The 17,773-nt window shown below is 65.3% G+C and carries 19 protein-coding genes and 1 pseudogene; 5 read left to right on the forward strand and 15 right to left on the reverse strand.

Annotated elements, in window-relative coordinates:
• Window positions 1–3: 3 nt before the first annotated feature.
• The 4 genes from ASD28_RS28380 to bamC all read left to right on the forward strand — a co-directional run bounded on the left by ASD28_RS28380 (window position 4) and on the right by bamC (window position 3,894).
• Window positions 4–1,206: a tryptophan--tRNA ligase gene (locus ASD28_RS28380; protein WP_056136625.1), complete on the forward strand. Its 1,203-nt coding sequence runs from the start codon at window positions 4–6 to the stop codon at window positions 1,204–1,206.
• On the forward strand, window positions 1,203–1,748 hold the full coding sequence (locus ASD28_RS28385; protein ID WP_056136627.1) for a bifunctional 2-polyprenyl-6-hydroxyphenol methylase/3-demethylubiquinol 3-O-methyltransferase UbiG: 546 nt from the start codon (window positions 1,203–1,205) through the stop codon (window positions 1,746–1,748). The genes ASD28_RS28380 and ASD28_RS28385 overlap by 4 nt, the downstream gene beginning before the upstream one ends.
• Window positions 1,749–1,849: 101 nt before the next feature.
• Window positions 1,850–2,746 (forward strand): 4-hydroxy-tetrahydrodipicolinate synthase, encoded by an 897-nt coding sequence (dapA, locus tag ASD28_RS28390; protein WP_056136629.1) that lies wholly within the window; start codon window positions 1,850–1,852, stop codon window positions 2,744–2,746.
• A gap of 32 nt (window positions 2,747–2,778) precedes the next feature.
• Window positions 2,779–3,894, forward strand: a complete 1,116-nt coding sequence (gene bamC / locus ASD28_RS28395) for an outer membrane protein assembly factor BamC (RefSeq protein WP_200948782.1) — start codon at window positions 2,779–2,781, stop codon at window positions 3,892–3,894.
• A 123-nt stretch (window positions 3,895–4,017) separates the two neighbouring features.
• Here bamC and ASD28_RS31530 read toward each other — a convergent pair whose 3' ends face one another.
• From ASD28_RS31530 to ASD28_RS28405, 3 genes are all read right to left on the reverse strand, one after another.
• Complete coding sequence (locus ASD28_RS31530; protein WP_082439717.1) at window positions 4,018–4,290, reverse strand: hypothetical protein; 273 nt, start codon at window positions 4,288–4,290, stop codon at window positions 4,018–4,020.
• 276 nt (window positions 4,291–4,566) lie between these two features.
• Window positions 4,567–5,034, reverse strand: a complete 468-nt coding sequence (locus tag ASD28_RS28400; protein ID WP_056136633.1) for a hypothetical protein — start codon at window positions 5,032–5,034, stop codon at window positions 4,567–4,569.
• A 1-nt stretch (window position 5,035) separates the two neighbouring features.
• Window positions 5,036–6,157, reverse strand: coding sequence for a cupin domain-containing protein (locus ASD28_RS28405; RefSeq protein WP_056136634.1), 1,122 nt, complete (start codon window positions 6,155–6,157; stop codon window positions 5,036–5,038).
• A 79-nt stretch (window positions 6,158–6,236) separates the two neighbouring features.
• On the opposite strand from ASD28_RS28405, the gene ASD28_RS28410 reads away from it, so the two are divergent.
• Window positions 6,237–6,779 carry a peptidylprolyl isomerase gene (locus ASD28_RS28410; RefSeq protein WP_056136636.1) on the forward strand — a complete coding sequence of 181 codons (543 nt, stop codon included), beginning with the start codon at window positions 6,237–6,239 and terminating at the stop codon, window positions 6,777–6,779.
• Window positions 6,780–6,824: 45 nt separating this feature from the next.
• On the opposite strand, the gene ASD28_RS28415 is transcribed toward ASD28_RS28410, so the two are convergent.
• The 12 genes and pseudogenes from ASD28_RS28415 to ASD28_RS33035 all read right to left on the reverse strand — a co-directional run.
• Window positions 6,825–7,784 carry a hypothetical protein gene (locus ASD28_RS28415; RefSeq protein ID WP_056136638.1) on the reverse strand — a complete coding sequence of 320 codons (960 nt, stop codon included), beginning with the start codon at window positions 7,782–7,784 and terminating at the stop codon, window positions 6,825–6,827.
• 2 nt (window positions 7,785–7,786) lie between these two features.
• Entirely contained in the window at window positions 7,787–10,396 is a 2,610-nt protein-coding gene (gene mutS / locus ASD28_RS28420; protein ID WP_156403736.1) for a DNA mismatch repair protein MutS, read from the reverse strand.
• A gap of 363 nt (window positions 10,397–10,759) precedes the next feature.
• Window positions 10,760–11,734, reverse strand: a complete 975-nt coding sequence (locus tag ASD28_RS28425) for an AraC family transcriptional regulator (RefSeq protein ID WP_229412067.1) — start codon at window positions 11,732–11,734, stop codon at window positions 10,760–10,762.
• Window positions 11,735–11,833: 99 nt separating this feature from the next.
• Window positions 11,834–12,370, reverse strand: a complete 537-nt coding sequence (locus ASD28_RS28430) for a peroxiredoxin-like family protein (RefSeq protein ID WP_056136642.1) — start codon at window positions 12,368–12,370, stop codon at window positions 11,834–11,836.
• 91 nt (window positions 12,371–12,461) lie between these two features.
• Window positions 12,462–13,007 carry a carboxymuconolactone decarboxylase family protein gene (locus tag ASD28_RS28435; protein ID WP_056136644.1) on the reverse strand — a complete coding sequence of 182 codons (546 nt, stop codon included), beginning with the start codon at window positions 13,005–13,007 and terminating at the stop codon, window positions 12,462–12,464.
• A gap of 374 nt (window positions 13,008–13,381) precedes the next feature.
• On the reverse strand, window positions 13,382–13,858 hold the full coding sequence (locus ASD28_RS28440; RefSeq protein ID WP_056136646.1) for a pyridoxamine 5'-phosphate oxidase family protein: 477 nt from the start codon (window positions 13,856–13,858) through the stop codon (window positions 13,382–13,384).
• Window positions 13,859–13,869: 11 nt separating this feature from the next.
• Window positions 13,870–14,565 carry a glutathione S-transferase N-terminal domain-containing protein gene (locus tag ASD28_RS28445; protein ID WP_056136914.1) on the reverse strand — a complete coding sequence of 232 codons (696 nt, stop codon included), beginning with the start codon at window positions 14,563–14,565 and terminating at the stop codon, window positions 13,870–13,872.
• 88 nt (window positions 14,566–14,653) lie between these two features.
• Window positions 14,654–15,304, reverse strand: a complete 651-nt coding sequence (locus ASD28_RS28450) for an FMN-dependent NADH-azoreductase (protein ID WP_056136648.1) — start codon at window positions 15,302–15,304, stop codon at window positions 14,654–14,656.
• A gap of 49 nt (window positions 15,305–15,353) precedes the next feature.
• On the reverse strand, window positions 15,354–15,755 hold a 402-nt coding region (locus ASD28_RS28455; RefSeq protein ID WP_229412434.1), incomplete at its 5' end, for a nitroreductase family protein.
• A gap of 1 nt (window position 15,756) precedes the next feature.
• Window positions 15,757–16,381: pseudogene (locus tag ASD28_RS28460) on the reverse strand (nitroreductase family protein); the annotation flags it as partial.
• A gap of 133 nt (window positions 16,382–16,514) precedes the next feature.
• A complete protein-coding gene (locus ASD28_RS28465) occupies window positions 16,515–17,471 on the reverse strand; it encodes an AraC family transcriptional regulator (RefSeq protein ID WP_056136649.1) in 957 nt (318 codons plus the stop codon).
• Between the two features lie 82 nt (window positions 17,472–17,553).
• Window positions 17,554–17,773 (reverse strand): nitroreductase family protein (locus ASD28_RS33035; RefSeq protein WP_229412435.1); only part of this gene is annotated, 220 nt, incomplete at its 5' end.

A 17,773-nucleotide genomic window follows, 5' to 3' on the forward strand; every position in this document is an offset into this window, starting at 1 on the left:
GCTATGTTTCCCGACCGTGTCGTTTCCGGCATGCGCCCGACCGGGCTGATGCACCTTGGCCACTACCATGGGGCCCTGAAGAACTGGATCCGCATGCAGTCCGAACTGCCTTGCCTGTTCTTCGTCGCCGACTGGCACGCGCTGACCACGCATTACGACGACCCGGCGATCATCGAGAAAAGCACGTGGGACATGGTCATCGACTGGCTGGCGGCCGGCATCGACCCGGCCCAGGCCACGATCTTCATCCAGTCGAGGGTGCCGGAGCACGCGGAACTGCATCTGCTGCTGTCGATGGCCACGCCGCTCGGCTGGCTCGAGCGCGTGCCGACGTACAAGGACCAGATCGAGAACCTGGCCAACCGCGACCTCGCGACGTACGGCTTCCTCGGCTACCCGCTGCTGCAGGCGGCCGACGTGCTGATCTACCGCGCCACGCAGGTGCCCGTGGGCGAGGACCAGGTGCCGCACATCGAGATGATGCGAGAGATCGCGCGGCGCTTCAATCACCTGTACGGCAAGGAACCGGGCTTCGAACAGAAAGCGCTGGACGCCGTGAAAAAGCTGGGCAGCAAGCGCGCCAAGCTGTATGCGGAACTGCGCACCGCGTACCAGCAGGACGGCATTGCTGCCGCGCTGGAACAGGCGCAGGCCATGCTGGACGAGGCGGGCAGCCTGTCGAACATCGACCGCGAGCGCCTGTTCGGCTACCTGGAAGGCAGCCGCAAGATCATCCTCGTCGAGCCGCAAGTGAAGCTGACGGCAGCATCGCGCCTGCCGGGCCTCGATGGCCGCAAGATGTCCAAGAGCTACGGCAATTCGATCTCGCTGCGCGAAGATCCCGAATCCGTCACGAAGAAAATCCGCACGATGCCGACCGATCCCGCGCGCGTGCGCCGCAGCGACGCGGGCGATCCGCTCAAATGCCCGGTGTGGCAGCTGCACGAAGTCTATTCCGACGCGAACACGAAGGATTGGGTGATGAAGGGCTGCACGAGCGCCGGCATCGGCTGCCTCGAGTGCAAGCAGCCCGTCGTGGAAGCCGTGCTGGCCGAGCAGGAGCCGATGCACGAGCGCGCGCAGCAGTACGTCGACGACCCGTCGCTCGTGCGCGCCATCGTCGCCGACGGTTGCGAGAAGGCGCGCAAGCTGGCGCAGGAAACGATGCGCGACGTGCGCGAAGTCATGGGACTGTCCTACTCGTGACGGACCGTCCATCCGCCTGGGTCGCGCGCTTTGCGCCGGCGATCCCGCCGGGCGAGACGCTCGATCTCGCGTGCGGCGGCGGCCGTCATGCGCGCCTGCTGGCGGCGCTCGGCCATCCCGTGCTCGCGGTCGACCGCGACGCCGCATCGCTCGCGCAGGCGGCCGGTCCCGGCATCACGACCCTGCAGCACGACCTCGAAGCGGAGGGCGGCGCATGGCCGTTCGCGCCGGGACGTTTTGCCGGCATCGTCGTCACGAACTACCTGCACCGGCCGCTGTTCGCGCATCTCGCGGGCGCGCTGGCGCCGAACGGGATCCTCGTCTACGAAACCTTCGCGCTCGGGAACGAACGCTTCGGCAAACCATCCAACCCGGCGTTCCTGCTGGCGCCCGGCGAACTGCTGGACGTCGCCGCACGCCATGGTTTGAAGGTCCTCGCCTACGAGGACGGGATCATCGAGACGCCCCGTCCGGCGCGCGTGCAAAGGCTGTGCGCGGCGGGGCGGGAGGTCGATCCGGGAGCAGTCAGGCTCGATATGTAACCAACCTGTAACCATGCCATTTATATGGTGTGGAATGAACCATAACGCCAGGCTATCCGCTACAATCGACATTTATTTATTAACGGCACGGTCCACTGATTATGATTAAGGGCAGCATAGTAGCAATCGTCACACCGATGTTCGAGGATGGAAGCCTGGACAGGGACAGCCTGCGCCGACTCCTCGACTGGCATGTGGCGGAAGGTACGGACGCAATCTGCATCGTCGGCACGACCGGCGAGTCGGCCACCGTGAGCCCGGACGAACACTGCGAACTGATCAAGCTGACCGTCGACCACATCGCCGGCCGCATTCCGGTCATCGCCGGCACGGGCGGCAATTCGACGGTCGAAGCGATCGCGCTGACCCGTCACGCCAAGGAAGTCGGCGCGGACGCGTCGCTGCAAGTCGTCCCGTACTACAACCGTCCGTCGCAGGAAGGCATGTATCGCCACTTCAAGGCGATCGCCGAATCGACCGACCTGCCGGTGATCCTGTACAACGTGCCGGGCCGGACCGTGGCCGACATGAGCAACGAGACCGTGCTGCGCCTGGCCGCCATCGACAACATCATCGGCATCAAGGACGCGACCGGCAACCTGGCCCGCGGCATCGAGCTGCTGCGCGACATCGACCGTTCGTTTGCCGGCAAGGGCAAGTCGTTCGGCGTGTTCTCGGGCGACGACGCGAGCGCACTGGCGCTGATGCTGTGCGGCGGCGCCGGCAACATCTCCGTGACCGCGAACGTGGCGCCGCGCGCGATGGCCGAGATGTGCAAGGCCGCGCTGAACGGCGAGGCCGCCCGCGCCATCGAAATCAACAACAGCGTCCTCGAACTGCACAGCAAGCTGTTCGTCGAGCCGAACCCGGTGCCGGTGAAATGGGCGCTGGCCGAGATGGGCAAGATGCCGGCCGGCCTGCGCCTGCCGCTGGCCCCGCTGTCCGCGCAATACCACGACACCGTCCGCACCGCGCTGCGCGCTTCCGGCGTCCTTTGATTACCAGCTTTAACGATATGACGAATCGCAAGATGATGACTTCCACCGCAGCCCGCACCGTGGCCCTGACCGCCATCGCGTTGAGCCTGGCCGCGTGCACGACCGTGTTCGAATCGGACAAGGTGGACTACAAGGCTTCCAAGAAAGCGGCACCGCTGGACATTCCGCCCGACCTGACCCAGCTGCAGAAGGACAACCGCTACGCCGTGCCGGATGGCAAAGGCATCGCCACCGCGTCCGGCTTCCAGCAGCAGCGCGGCGCCGCACCGGCCATCGCGGCCGCGTCCGGCGAACAGATCGGCCAGGTGCCCACCGACACCATCCGCATCGAGCGCAACGGCAACCAGCGCTGGCTCGTGATCAAGGAGACGCCGGAACAACTGTGGCCGCAACTGCTGGAGTTCTGGCATAACTCGGGCTTCACCGTCGAGACCGAGTCGCCGCAGACCGGCATCATGGAAACGAACTGGGCCGAGAACCGCGCCAAGATCCCGCAGGACTTCATCCGCCGCACCATCGGCAAGGTCTTCGATTCTGCGTATTCGACCGGCGAGCGCGACAAGTTCCGCACCCGCCTGGAGCGCCGTCCGGACGGTTCGACCGAGATCTACATCAGCCACCGCGGCGCGGAAGAAGTGCTGACCGGTCCGCAGAAGGAGCAGGCCACCTGGACCGCGCGTCCGAACGATCCGGAACTGGAAGCGGAATTCCTGGGCCGCCTGATGGCCCAGCTGACCGGCACCAAGGTCAAGGAAGCGACCGCGTTCGTGACGAACGCGCCGCTGGAACCGCAGCACGCCAAGCTGGAAGGCAGCAAGGTCGTCGTCGACGAAGGCTTCGACCGCGCATGGCGCCGCGTGGGCCTGGCGCTGGACCGCGTCGGCTTCACGGTGGAAGACCGCGACCGTGTGCAGGGCATTTATTTCGTGCGCTACGTCGATCCGGACGCGGTCAAGAAGGAAGGTTTCTTCAGCAAGCTGTTCGGTAGCGAAGACAAGAACAAGGAAGCGCAGAAATACCGCGTGATCGTGTCGACGGCACAGGGCGCGACCTCGACCGACGTGACCGTGCAGACGAACGACGGCAAGCCGGAAACGTCGCCGACCGGCGCCAAGATCCTCAAGCTGCTGGCGGACGAGCTGAAATAATCTGGGTTTGCCTGCATGAAAAACCGGCCCGCGTGGCCGGTTTTTTTATCGGTCCAATTCTATGTAAAAGCAATGGACGTAAAAAAACCGGCCCGCAGGCCGGTTTCTTTAGCGCGATTCGAATTACTTCGAAGCAGCCGGAGCAGCAGCAGCCGAAGCGGCGTCAGCAGCAGCCGAAGCAGCCGAAGCAGCAGCCGAAGCGGCCGAAGCAGCAGCGTCAGCAGCGGCCGGAGCAGCCGGGGTAGCGGCAGCGTCAGCAGCCGGAGCGGCCGGAGCAGCAGCCGGAGCGGTGGTCTCAGCAGCCGGAGCCGCCGGGGTCACGGTGGTTTCTTCTTTCTTCGAGCAAGCAGCCAGAGCAACAGCCAGCAGGGAAACGATCAGCAGAGATTTTTTCATGGTTTTTCCTTAATTAATTCAAAAGGGTGGTGCGATGAATAATTACCGGTAATTATCGCTCGTCAGGAATTCTCTTGTTTGTATACTTTGGAAAAAGTGCCTACAGACAACGGAACCTTCCTAACCCGATATTATAGCCAAATTTACTGAATCGCAATAGAAAAGTCGTGTCAAGACGTAACAGTTGCCAGATCGGGCAAGGTTCATCTTCAGGCAACAGGATACATCCTGTCCGTGCGCTAGTTCTCATAGAGAAAACCAAGCCAAAACAAGTATTTACAGACCGGAAACACTGGCCTGCATACCAGCTTGTGATTCTGCCCAAATGGCGTCAAAACGCAGGCGCGACAGCTCGGTTTGTTGCGGTGCGTCAAAGACCGCCTCACCGCGCAGGTGATCGCTGTGAAAGCGCCGCACGATGTGCAGGTCGTCCGCGATGCAGAACGAATCCGTGAGCGCGCGCAGCGCCCGCGGCGTGCGCCGGCACTCGATGCCGTGCGCATGATCGCGCAGCAGGCGCAGGAACCTGGGCGCCTCCCGCTCCAGGTGCGCGGGATCGTGCAGCGCCAGGCGCAGCCGGCCGCCGCCGTGCAGGAAGCGGCGCAGGACCGCGTCCACGTCCGGCGCGGCCAGCCGGAACAACGTAAAGTCCGGATCGAACATGACGAGCGTCACCCGTGCCCGTGCCCATACCTCGTCCAGCTGCTGCTGGAACGCGGCGCGGGTGTCGAAGGGCGCGTTCATGTCAGCCGAGCTCGATCCAGCCGTCCTGGTACCAGGTGTACAGCGCTTCCAGCACGTCGTCCGACGCCTGGTCGAGCAGACTGCCCGCCAGGGCCCGCTCGTTGGCGAGCACGTCCAGCACGACCTTGTCCGCGCGCCCGACGGCGAACGATTCGCCGTTGATGAACACGTGCTTGCCGCGGTAGAGCATCAACGTCTTGGGCGACAGTTTCAGGCCCTTTTTCGCCGCCTGTTCCATGAAGCGGCCCACCGTCAGCGGCTTCGCGACCGGGGTGAAGAACACGTTGTGCTTCGGCTCGGACAGGTATTCGCCCATGAAGATCGTGACGTCTTCCTCGTCCCAGCGCACCTTGTTCAGTTCTTCGGTGACGGTGGCCAGCATGTCGCGCGGGATCTCGGCCGGGTTCTTCGCGGGCTGCAGGCCCGGGTCGGCATAGCGGCCCGGCAGGTCGATGGAGTCGGCCATGAACTGCAGGAAGGCTTCGCCCAGTTCCTGGAACGACGGCGAGCGGAAGCCGATCGAATACGTCATGCATTCGCCCTCGGCGACGCCGTCGTGCGCGTAGTGCGGAGGCAGGTACAGCATGTCGCCCGGCTCCAGCACGAATTCTTCTTCCGGCTCGAAGTTGGCGAGGATCTTCAGCGGCAGGCCCTCGACCAGCGTCAGGTCCTGCTGCGCGCCGATGCGCCAGCGGCGCTTGCCCTGCGCCTGCAGCAGGAATACGTCATAGGAATCGAAATGCGGACCGACGCCGCCGCCGTCCGTCGCATAGCTGACCATCAGGTCGTCCAGGCGTGCGTCCGGCACGAAACGGAACTGGCGCAGCAGGGCATCGGCCTTCGGCTCGTGCAGGTTGACGCCCTGCACGAGCATGGTCCATTCGCGCTGAGCCTTGGACGGCAGTTCGGCCAGCGGGCCGTGCTGCATGTCCCACTTGCCGTCGGTGAGCGTCACGAGGCGCGATTCGACGTGGTTCAGTTTGGCCAGCTCGGCCAGCTTGTCGATCTTGAGCAGCGGTTTGAAATCGGGGATGGCCTGACGGATGAGCAGGGGTTTCTTGTGCCAGTAATCGCGGAGGAACTGGGCGGGCGTGATATTGCCGAGGAGCTGTAATTTTTGCATATCCCATTATAACCAGCGCCGGCCGGGGCAAAGCGGTGGTAGGGTTATAATCGCAACCTTACCCACGAAAGGAAGTGCAATGAAGATTGCCCAGAACACGGTTGTGTCGGTCAACTATAAACTGTCCGACGCTCAGAACAACCTGATCGAAGACGGCGCCCAGCCGATGGTCTACCTGCACGGTGGCTACGAGAACACGCTGCCGAAGATCGAGGAAGAGCTGGACGGCAAGGACGTGGGTTACACGTCGACCATCCAGATCGAGCCGGAAGACGCGTTCGGCGACTACGATCCGAACCTGGTGAAGGTCGAGGACCGCAACCGCCTGCCGGAACCGATCGAAGTCGGCATGCAGTTCGAAGGCATGGCCGAGGGCAGCGACGAAGAGCCGGTCATCTTCACCGTCACCGAAGTCGCCGACGACAAAGTCGTGCTGGACGGCAATCACCCGCTGGCCGGCATGGCCCTGCGCTTCGACCTGTCCGTGATCGACGTGCGTGCCGCCACGCCGGAAGAGATCGCGCACGGCCACGTGCACGGCGCCCACGGCCATGACCACGGTCACGGCGAGATCGACGACAGCGAAGAAGGCGACCACTTCCGTAGCCAGCCGCTGCAATAATTACCCACGCACGCGGTGCGCGTCGACCCGGCTGCGGCCGGGTCGTCAGTCCTTCCTTGCGCCGTTCGCCGTCTCGACCTTGCGGGGATCGACCCTGAACAGGGTCTTCGTCTCCGGATTCACCACCACCTCCAATGCATCCGCGCCGGCCGCCAGATGGCCGACATTGCCGCGCCATTCGATGACGGGTCTTGCACGCATGCGCGTACCGTCGACGAGCAGCACCTTGCCCCGGAATTTTTGCGCCAGCGACAGGATCAGCCGGCGCGGCTCCGCGAAGCCGTCGTTGTCCGGCACGGCGCCGCGCAGCAGGGCGCGCAGGCCCGTCGGCTGCGACAACGCCTTCACGTCGCCTTCGGAAAACAGCACGATCGCTTCCAGCTTGTCGCGCCTGGCGATGGCGAACAGCCGGTGCAGCCAGAAGCGGTTCGCGACGAGCCGGTCCTCGTACTCGCTGTTGCGGCCCGCTTCGTTCAGGTAGTGGTTGTTATTGGCCGGCATGTTGACGGTCGCATACAGCACCTTGCCGACCGACCAGTGCGCATTTTCCGCATAGCTGCGAAAGCGCGGGCTCATCGACAGGCGCGTCAGCGGCAGCTTGCGCGCGCCCAGCGTGGACGGCTCGCCGTAGAACAGTTCGCGGATGCGGTTCATGCGCTCAATCGCATTCGTCCGGCCGGCACTGTTGCGGCATTCCGTCCAGTCGCTGCCGGCCGGCAGCACGATGACGGGCCGGCGCGCATCGTCGATCAGCTCGCGCCGCTTCTGGTACAGCTTGTCCGTGCACGGCTCGTTCGCACCCTTGATGCCGGTGACGACCAGGAAGGCGACGTCCTTGTCGTCGTTGTCGGCGAGCGCCTGCTTGAGGCGTTTTTCGCCGCCATCGGTAAAACCGTGGCCGATGATGGCGAAACGGTGCGCGTCATCGTCGCGGGCGTCCGCGCGCGCGCCGCCCGCCAGCGCGCAGGCGAGGACGAACAGGAGAAGCGAGCGGCGTCGCGGCATCGTCAGGCCGAGGCCAGCCGCTTGAGCTCGTACAAGCGTTCGAGCGCTTCGCGCGGGGTCAGGGCATCGGGATCGATGGCGTCCAGCAGCGTCAGCGCGGGCGACTCGGCCGCCACGTGCGCCGGTGCCGGTGCGGGCGCGGCTTCGGCGTCGCCTTCGTCGCACGGCGCCGGCGCGAACAGGTCGAGCTGCGGCGTCGCATCGAGCGCCTGCGCTTCCAGCCGCGCCAGGTGCTTGCGCGCGGCGCGGATCACGCCGGGCGGCACGCCCGCCAGCTGTGCGACCTGCAGCCCGTAGCTCTGCGACGCCGGGCCGTCCTGCACGGCATGCAGGAACACGATGCTGTCCTTGTGCTCGACGGCCGACAGGTGCACGTTGACCGCGCTCGGATGCTGTTCCGGCAGCTGCGTCAATTCGAAGTAGTGCGTGGCGAACAGGGTAAAGCTGCGGCTCGTCTCGATCAGGTGGCGCGCGATCGCCCACGCGAGCGCGAGACCGTCGAACGTCGACGTGCCGCGGCCCACTTCGTCCATCAGCACGAGCGAGTGCTCGGTCGCGCCGTTCAGGATCGTGGCCGATTCCGTCATCTCCACCATGAACGTCGAGCGGCCGTTGGCCAGGTCGTCCGACGCGCCGATGCGCGTGAAGATGCGGTCGATGGGACCGATCGTCGCGCTCGTCGCCGGCACGTAGCTGCCGACATAGGCCAGCAGCGTGATCAGCGCGACCTGGCGCATGAACGTCGATTTACCGCCCATGTTCGGGCCCGTGATCAGGAGCAGGCGGCGGTCGTTGGACAGCCTGCAGTCGTTGGCGATGAAGCGCTCGATCTGGTTCTCGACGACCGGGTGGCGGCCCTCGACGATGGTGAGGCAGGGCTCCTCGACCAGCTGCGGCATGCACCAGTTGTTGCGCACGGCGTGGGCGGCGAGGGCGGTGATCGTATCGAGCTGCGCGATGCCGGACGCGATGCGCTGCAGGCACACGATGTGCGGCGCGAGGTCGGCCAGCAGCAGCTCGTACAGCAGTTTTTCGCGCGCCAGCGCGCGGTCCTGCGCGGACAAGGCTTTATCTTCGAACGCCTTCAGTTCGGGCGTGATGTAGCGTTCGCAGTTCTTCAGGGTCTGGCGGCGGCGGTAATCATCCGGCACTTTGTCGGCCTGGCCGTTCGTGACTTCGATGTAGAAGCCGTGCACGCGGTTGTACTCGACCCGCAGGTTGGCGATGCCGGTGCGCGCACGCTCGCGCGCTTCCAGATCGACGAGGAACTGGCCCGCGTTTTCCGACAGCGCGCGCAGCTCGTCCAGCTCGGCGTCGAAGCCGCGCGCGAACACGCCGCCGTCGCGCACCATCGCGGCCGGCTCCGTCGCGATGGCGCGTTGCAATAGGTCCGCGCACGCCTCGGGCACGGCGATGGCGTCGTGGATGTCGCGCAGCAGGCACGAGTCGCCGGGGATGAAGCAGCGCGCCACCTGCTCGCGCAGCGCGGGCAGTTGGGTCAAGCCGTCGCGCAGGCTCGCGAGATCGCGCGGACGCGCCGTCAAGAGCGCGATGCGGGTCGTGATGCGCTCGATGTCGGGCACGTGTGCCAGAGTCGCCGACAGGTCGTGCATGGCCTCGCGCTGGGCCAGCGCCTCGATCGCCTCGTGGCGCGCGCGGGCCACGCGCTGGTCGCGCTTCGCGTGGTGCAGCCAGTGGCGCAACAGGCGCGAACCCATCGCCGTGCGGCAGCCGTCCAGCAGAGAAAACAGCGTGGGCGACTCGTGGCCGCGGATCGTCTCCGTCAGCTCGAGGTTGCGGCGCGTGGACGCATCGAGGCCGATGAATTCGCTCTCCGATTCGACCGCGAGACTCTTCACGTGCTGCAGGCCGCGGCCCTGCGTAGCCTGGGCATAGCGCAGCAGCGCGCCGGCCGCGCCGAACGCGGCGCCGAGACCGTCCGCGCCGAAGCCGGACAAGGTGGCGACACCCAATTGGTCGAGCAGCGCCTTGTGGCCGTGCACGACGTCGAAATGCCAATCCGGCACGCGCGCGGTGTGGCCGACCGGCGATTCTTCGAACAGGTCGGCGCCGCCGTCGGCGCGCAGTACCTCGGCCGGCGCGATGCGTTCCAGTTCCTGTACGAGGCGTACGGCGGCCGCCCGGGCGTCGCCCGCGAATTCCATCAGCCGGAGTCCCCCGCTGGCGAGCGACATCCACGCGAGACCCGTCGTGACCACCTTGCGGTTCGCGACCGTGCACACGGCGAGCAGCGGGCGCTCGGCCTTTTCGGGCAGCAGGTCGGCATCCGTCAGCGTACCCGGCGTGACGACGCGTACGACCTTGCGCTCGACCGGGCCTTTGCTCAGCGCCGGGTCGCCGATCTGTTCGCAGATCGCGCACGACTCGCCCAGCTTGACGAGCTTGGCGAGGTACGGGTCGAGCGAGTGGAAGGGCACGCCCGCCATCTTGATCGGATTCCCGCCCGAGCTGCCGCGCGCCGTCAGGGTGATGCCCAGGATGCGCGCGGCCTTCTCGGCGTCCTCGAAGAACAGCTCGTAGAAGTCGCCCATCCGGTAGAAGACGAGCATCGTGGGGTAGTCGGCCTTGATGCTCAGGTACTGCTGCATCATCGGAGTGTGCTGGCTTTTTCCGGACTTGGTAACTTGTTGATCTAACGGCATGTCGTCGTCTAACTTCATGATTTTGTTGCGGATTCCTTGGGCTCGTGCGGCTCTCGATCGCATGGCGATTACGGATCGGCGTAGGGAGAGTGATGCACTCGATACCAGGGCGGCCGAGCAGCTGTCGGCAGACGTGCACTTTACCATGCCCCACCGGTCGACCTGCGGTGCGAGATGCAGGGTCGGCAAGTATACGTGAAAAGCCACGCCGAGCCTACGCCTGGACGCGTGGAACCGACAATCCGGGCGTGCTCAGGGGTGTACTGCAGAGCGGTCCCCGCACGTGGTTGCGCGGTTTGAAGAATTGATGGATCAACGACCGGATGTCGACACGTTCTTGTTCCGCAGAATGGATTCGCGGTAACCCGATGGGTCCATGCCGTAAGCCTGCCGGAACGCCCTGGCAAAGCTGCTGCGGCTGGCATATCCCGTGTTGCGTATGACCTGATCGATCGACATATTGCCCGCCGCCAGATCGGCCGCGGCCTGGCGCATGCGCATCTCCCGGAGGACAGCCATCGGCGAACGTCCGATGGCGTTGGTAAACCGGGCCACGAACGCCGACCTGCTCAAGCACGCGGTCTCCGCCAATGTATGGACGGTATGCCCCTTGCCCGGCTGGGCCACCATGTCCGCGAACACACGTGCGACTTGCGGGTCGCTCAGCATGGCAAAGCGTTCGATCCAGACATTCATCGAACTCAGCGACTTGCGCACCAGGGCGATGATGACCTGTTTCAGCAACGCGCCGGTCATCGCCCCGTAGCCGATTTCTTGCGCTACCAATTCGTCCATCGCGCATTTGAGCGTGACGTCCAGCCGATCGTCAGCACGGAATTTTTCCACGATCGGTGCCGCCAGGGTTTCGAACAAATCCATCGACGCGCCGTACAGGGTTCTGAAATAGCCGCATATCAGGACGGTTCGCGGCCCTTCATTCCCCGCCGTGAAGCGATACACCGAATCGACGATGTTCATGTGATCGGCTCCGGTGACCGGTTCGGTTGCGCCAGGCGACTCGTCACCTTTGAAGACTTCCAGCCGGAACGGACAATCGGGAGGCACGATGACGAGTGTATGGGGCTCGACTTTTACTGGCGCCGCGTTTCTCAGGTACATGAGCCCTGTGCCCTCGAGCACGTAATGAATGCCCGGACACGGGTGGCCGCCCATGACGAGGTTGTATCCCGGACTGACCAGACATTCCGCGAGTGTGACGATCTGGACGTCCAGCGCCGCGATCAACCGGCTCAAATCCGCTGTCGAGATAGTGGGGACGGACTTCATTGACACCTTCCTTGTCGCACTGCCTGTTCCGTTCAAAAGGCCGACATCATGCCAGAATCCGGCCGGACTTGAGCCTTGCGGGGATTGTAGCGTCACCTTTCATAGCGGGCCGTCGAATTCGCCGCGTGCCGGGTAATCCTTTGTGATCGCGAAGTCGATCGCCTGAAGCAGTTCCGAGAACAGCGGACGGGCAAACGGCATCGTCTGGACCGAGCCGTAATACAGGGTGCCATCGGGCCGTACGAGAAACACGCCCGGTTCCGAGAAGAGGGGCGGCTCTTCGATGCCGATCGACGATGTGCCGCGCGACGAGGAAATGTAGAGGCCCCATTGGCGCGCGACGGCAAGCGGCAGCGAATGTCCGACCCGGAGATGGCTCGCACCGACCTTGCGTGCCATGTCTCGGGCTCGCTCCGGCGTGTCGGAACTGATCGCGATCACGCTGGTGCCGCGACGCTCGTACTCGGATAGCAGCGACCCGAGTTCGCGCAGGTACTTGAGGCAAACCGGACAATGAAGGCCGCGGTAAAAGACGAGTAACGTGAACCGGTCGTGTACGTTGTCTGCGAGATCGAACTCGCCATGATCGAGCGTCGGAACGCGAAGTTCAGGCACCAGTTGCCGAGGTAGCAGCATTGCTTTTCCTTTTAGGTTTCATTCCGGGTGAATCGTTCCATCGCGCCGCCTTCTGCGTGTCGGCGCAGACGGCGGCGCGAACTCGCGGCGATCAGATCGAACCGGCCGGCACGACGGCGGGGAAATCCTTCTCGGGATCGAACACGTTGTTGAAGAAGTTCGTCAGCGAGTACATGGCCACCAGCGCGACGATTTCCATGGCGTTCGCATCCGTGTAGCCGGCAGCGCGCACGGCGTCCAGGTCGGTGTCGGCGACGTGGCCGCGCGTCTCGATGACCTTGCGCGCGAACTGGACGGCGGCGTCGCGCTTCGGATCGTTCGCGTGGCCCTTGCGGGCGAGCAGGATGTCGGCGGCCGGAAGCCTGGCCATGTGTTCGGCCGTGAAGCTGTGCACCGTCAGGCAGTAGTTGCAGCCGTTGACTTCCGAGACCGCGAGGCCGATGCTGTCGCGCGTCTTCACGTCGAGCGCCTTGCTCAAGGAGCCGAGCAGCGTCGCCCAGGCGTTGAACGCGATCGGGCTCTGCGCGAACGCGGCCATCATGTTCGGCGTGAAGCCGATGTTCTTCGTGAAGGCGTCGAGGGTCGGTTTCGATTCGGCCGGCACGTGTTCCGGCGTGAGCGCTGCAGTTCTTGTCATCATATTCTCCATCAAGTGAGTCGCTGGTTTCATGGAATCGGGGAGCGCCGTTGGGCGCTGTCCGCGTGTCTTTTGAGCCTCTACTGTAGGCGAGTCTGCTTCCTGCATCGAGACTGCACCTGCTCAATAGACTGCCCAAAAAGATCAATCAGGCAGGCCGGGCGCTTCAGTGGCGCGCCCGCACGTTTACGTCGGCGGCCGGCTCATCCCAGCCACCACCGAGGGCGTGGATCAGGGCGACCGTCGTGATCGCACGGTCGCCGCGCAGTTGCACGGCGCTGCGTTCGACCGTGATGTCAGCACGGAGGCCGGATCGACCAAGGGGATACGGAGTTTGAGTGTGGGCGGTGGTGCGCGCGGTACCGGGCGGGTGGTCAGGCGCCACCGCTTTCGGGCTTCACGCCGTACTTCCGATAATAGGTGCGCCTGATCTCGTCCTGGCTGCGGGGCGGGTCGGCGAAAACGTGCGCCGGCGACAGCAGCGGCGTGATCGACGTGGTCTCGATCCTGACCACGTGGTCGACCGGGTATTCCGGGCCGTTCATCGTCCGGACCCGGTCCGCGATCATCGAATACGCGGCGTCGCCCGGCGCCAGTACCTGCGCACGGCCCTTGAAGCGGTAACCGCGCCGCTCGAAGATGTCGACGACGTTGATGTCGACGGCGGGATTGCGCTTCAGGTTCGTGACTGTCGCGGGCGATGCGATATCGGCGAAATAGAGCACGCCCTGCACGACGGTGAGCGACGCCTTGGGCGAGAGGTTGGGCGTGCCGTCCGCGTTGACGGTCGCGACGAACGACAGTATCGCCCGTTCGACGATCGCCTCCATGTCGGCGGTAATATCGCGCATGGCCGTCCCCGCTAAGCCGCCGTGACCTGCAGCCCGCGCTGTACCGCGGGACGGGCGAGGCCGCGGTCGAGCCACGCCCGCACGTGAAGGAAGCGGTCGAAACCGACGAGCTCGCGTGCTTCGTAGAAGGTGATCAGGTTGCGCACCCAGCCGAGCAGAGACATGTCGGCGATGGTGTAGTCCGCCCCCATCACCCAGTCGCGGCCCGCGAGCCGTTGGTCGAGCACGCCAAGCAACCGCGCGGACTCGTTCGCGTAACGCTGAAGCGGGCGCTTGTCTTCGTAGGCCTTGCCGGCGAATTTGTTGAAGAAGCCGACCTGGCCGAACATGGGCCCGACACCGCCCATTTGCCACATCAGCCACTGGATCGTTTCGTAGCGCGCGCCGGGGTCGGCCGGCAGGAACTTTCCCGTCTTGTCGGCGAGGTAGATCAGGATGGCGCCCGATTCGAACAACGCCAGCGGCCGGCCGCCCGGACCGTCGGGATCGTAGATCGCGGGGATCTTGCCGTTCGGGTTCAGCGAGAGGAACGCCGGGTCGTGGCTCTCGTTCGCGGTGATGTCGATGCGGTGCGGCTCATAGGCGAGGCCCGTCTCCTCCAGCATGATGCCGACCTTCACGCCGTTGGGCGTTGGCAGGGAAAAGAGCTGGAGCCGGTCGGGGTGCCGGGCTGGCCAACGCGAGAAAATCGGATGATCGGGTGTCACTTTCATTCTCCTGGACTTGGGATTGATGCTGAGTCTCATGCGCCCCGACGGGCGCTTCCTGGACGGCGCAGCCACCACAGGGCGACGGTCATGACGCGTGCCTCCGGTCCCATGCGATCGGACGTGGCAAGCGTCGGACCGGCGTCACGTCCATGGTCGCTACCGCGGCCGCGGTCGCCGACGCGGCCTGGTCGCGGTCGAGGAATGCGGTGGCTTGCACAGGGATGAATTGCACGGTCTTCAGGCCGATATTTCCCAACACGACCGCGAGATACGGCGTGAGAAAGTCCGGCTGGTTGGCCCGCTCGCCGCTGAAGACGCCGCCGGAAGCAATGCCGACGAAGACCGGACGATCCCGCAGCATGCCGACTTTCCCCGCGGGCGTCGACGCGAACGTGCGGCCGGCGCGCAGGATGCGGTCGATCCACGCCTTCAGGACCGAGGGCACCGTGAGGTTGTACATGGGCGTTCCGATGACGATCGCATCGGCCGCTTCGACTTCCCGGATGAGCATTTCGGAAAATTCAAGAGATCCGTTCGGCGGCGCCGCCAGCGTGGCCGGCGACGACAGTGCCGTCGCGTAGTCCGATGCGACGTGCGGCATTGGGACGCAGGCAAGATCGCGCCGGCTGACGCTCGCATTCGGCGTGCCGTCGAGCAGCTTGCCGACCAACGCGGCGGACAGCCGCCGGCTGTGCGATTCGGTACGCGGGCTGCAATCAATATGGAGGATGTTCATGCGAATGCTCCTTCTGGTTGTCGGGGTCGGAGGACCGTCCTTCTTGCGGCTAGACCAGATCCAGCACGTCGGTCACGGGACGACGCGGCTTCTGCGCCCAGTTACCCTGGCGCTCCACCCCGACGGACAACAGCATGACGGGCACTTCCTCCTCGCCCAGGCCGAATTCRYGGTGCACCGCGTCGGCATCGAAGCCGATCATCGGCGTCGAACCCAGGCCCAGCGAGCGGGCCGCGTACATGATCGCGGCCGCGCCGAAGGTGGCGGTGCGTACCGCCTCGTCGCGCCGGCGCTGCGGGTAKGCCATGTACAGGTCGCGGGCCGGGATTTCCCAGTCCCGCACCATGGCCGCCGGCATGACGCCCGCTTCCACCAGCGGCGCCAGGCGATCAGGGATCACGGCGGAGTCGGCCAGCTGGCCACAGACGATGAAGGTGACGGCCGCGTCGGTNGGTGCACCGCGTCGGCATCGAAGCCGATCATCGGCGTCGAACCCAGGCCCAGCGAGCGGGCCGCGTACATGATCGCGGCCGCGCCGAAGGTGGCGGTGCGTACCGCCTCGTCGCGCCGGCGCTGCGGGTATGCCATGTACAGGTCGCGGGCCGGGATTTCCCAGTCCCGCACCATGGCCGCTGGCATGACGCCCGCTTCCACCAGCGGCGCCAGGCGATCAGGGATCACGGCGGAGTCGGCCAGCTGGCCACAGACGATGAAGGTGACGGCCGCGTCGGTGATCGCGGGCTGGTTCCACGCGATCGGACTCAGTCGGGCCTTCGCTGCGCGGGTGCGCACGGCGATGAAGCGCCAGTTCTGCATGTGGAAGGACGTGGGCGCGGCGGTGCCGACCTGCACGAGCGCGCGGATCTCGTCGTCGCTCAGGGTGGCGGACGGGTCGTAGTACTTGGTTGCGCTGCGGCGGAAGGACGTGGGCGCGGCGGTGCCGACCTGCACGAGCGCGCGGATCTCGTCGTCGCTCAGGGTGGCGGACGGGTCGTAGTACTTGGTTGCGCTGCGGTTCAGGATGCAGTCGATGACGGCATTGGTCTGAGTGATTCCAGTGGTTGCAATACGGCTCATGGCGGGTGCTTTCGTCAGGTGGTCAGGAGCCTCCACTTTAGGCGGGCCGGTCGCCGTTTTCGAGACTGGATCTTCTCAACAAGCTGCTCGAAAGGATCAAGCAGACAGAGAGTCGCCCGGAGGCGTACGCGCATCAGGCGCCCTCGCGCGCCAGGCGCCGCCATTGTCCCGGCGTCATCTCCATCTTGTCCGTGAACAGGCGCCTGAACGCCGCCACGGATCGATATCCCACCGAGTCGGCCACCGCCTCGGTGGTCATTCCGGGTTTCTTCAACTCGTTGGCCGCCAGACTCATCCGGATATCGGTCAGGAATTCGCTGGCTGAACTCCCGACCTTGTCCTGGAAATGCCGCACGAAGGTGGCGCGCGACATGCTGCACAAGTTGGCCAGGTCGGGCAGGTTCCAGGCGCGCGCCGGCTCCGCGAACATCGCCGAAATGGCCGGGGCCAGACGCGGATAGCCGGCGAGTGCCAGCAGGCCTGGCGGGGCCGACGCGGACTCGCTTGCCGCGCGCAGCACGAGGGTGAACAGCGCCGAGGTCAGCGCATTCAGGATCGCGTATCCGCCCGGCCTGCCGTCGGCGGACTCCATGCGCATCAGTCCGACGAGGTTCGCCAGGTGGTCCGGCGCGGACTCGCCGCCGTCTTCGCGACGACCGGCGCCGGTCCGTACCACGACGTTCGTGGGCAGGTAATTGCGAATCAGCCTGTCGTGGGGCGGCCGGATGAAAAATCGCCCGCACAACATGTCCAGATGCTCGCCCCGGCCATTGTTTTCGCGGAGCGTCAGTCCGGCGGTACTCTGGCGAGTGTGGGTCCGCGCGGGGGCACGTCCGCTGCCGTCGTGCAGCACGTGCGCCGATCCGTGGGGCAGCAGCACGATATCGCCGCCGCCCAGTTCCATCGTCGTGTGCGTGTCCGGGTCCTCGATGATCGCGCGGCCATTGAGTACGACGTGGTAAGGAATCTCGTGCGCGGCGGCCTGCGGCCAGGCGACGCGCCACGGCGCACCGTATGCGCAGCGAACCTCCAGCTGGCCGGTGACGGTGATCATTTGCAGAAGCTGGCTCAGCCAGTCGACGTGTGACATGGAATCTCGGGAACCTGAACGTTGGTGCGATCGAATGCGGGGCGCGCCGGCAGGCCGATGCGACCGCCGGCATGGCGGAGGGTCAGACCAGATCCAGCACGTCGGCGACGGGGCGGCGCGGCTTCTGCGCCCAGTTACCCTGGCGCTCCACCCCGACGGACAACAGCATGACGGGCACTTCCTCCTCGCCCAGGCCGAATTCATGGTGCACCGCGTCGGCATCGAAGCCGATCATCGGCGTCGAACCCAGGCCCAGCGAGCGGGCCGCGTACATGATCGCGGCCGCGCCGAAGGTGGCGGTG

Source organism: Massilia sp. Root133 (genome assembly GCF_001426525.1).
GTDB classification, from domain to species: domain Bacteria; phylum Pseudomonadota; class Gammaproteobacteria; order Burkholderiales; family Burkholderiaceae_D; genus Telluria; species Telluria orientalis.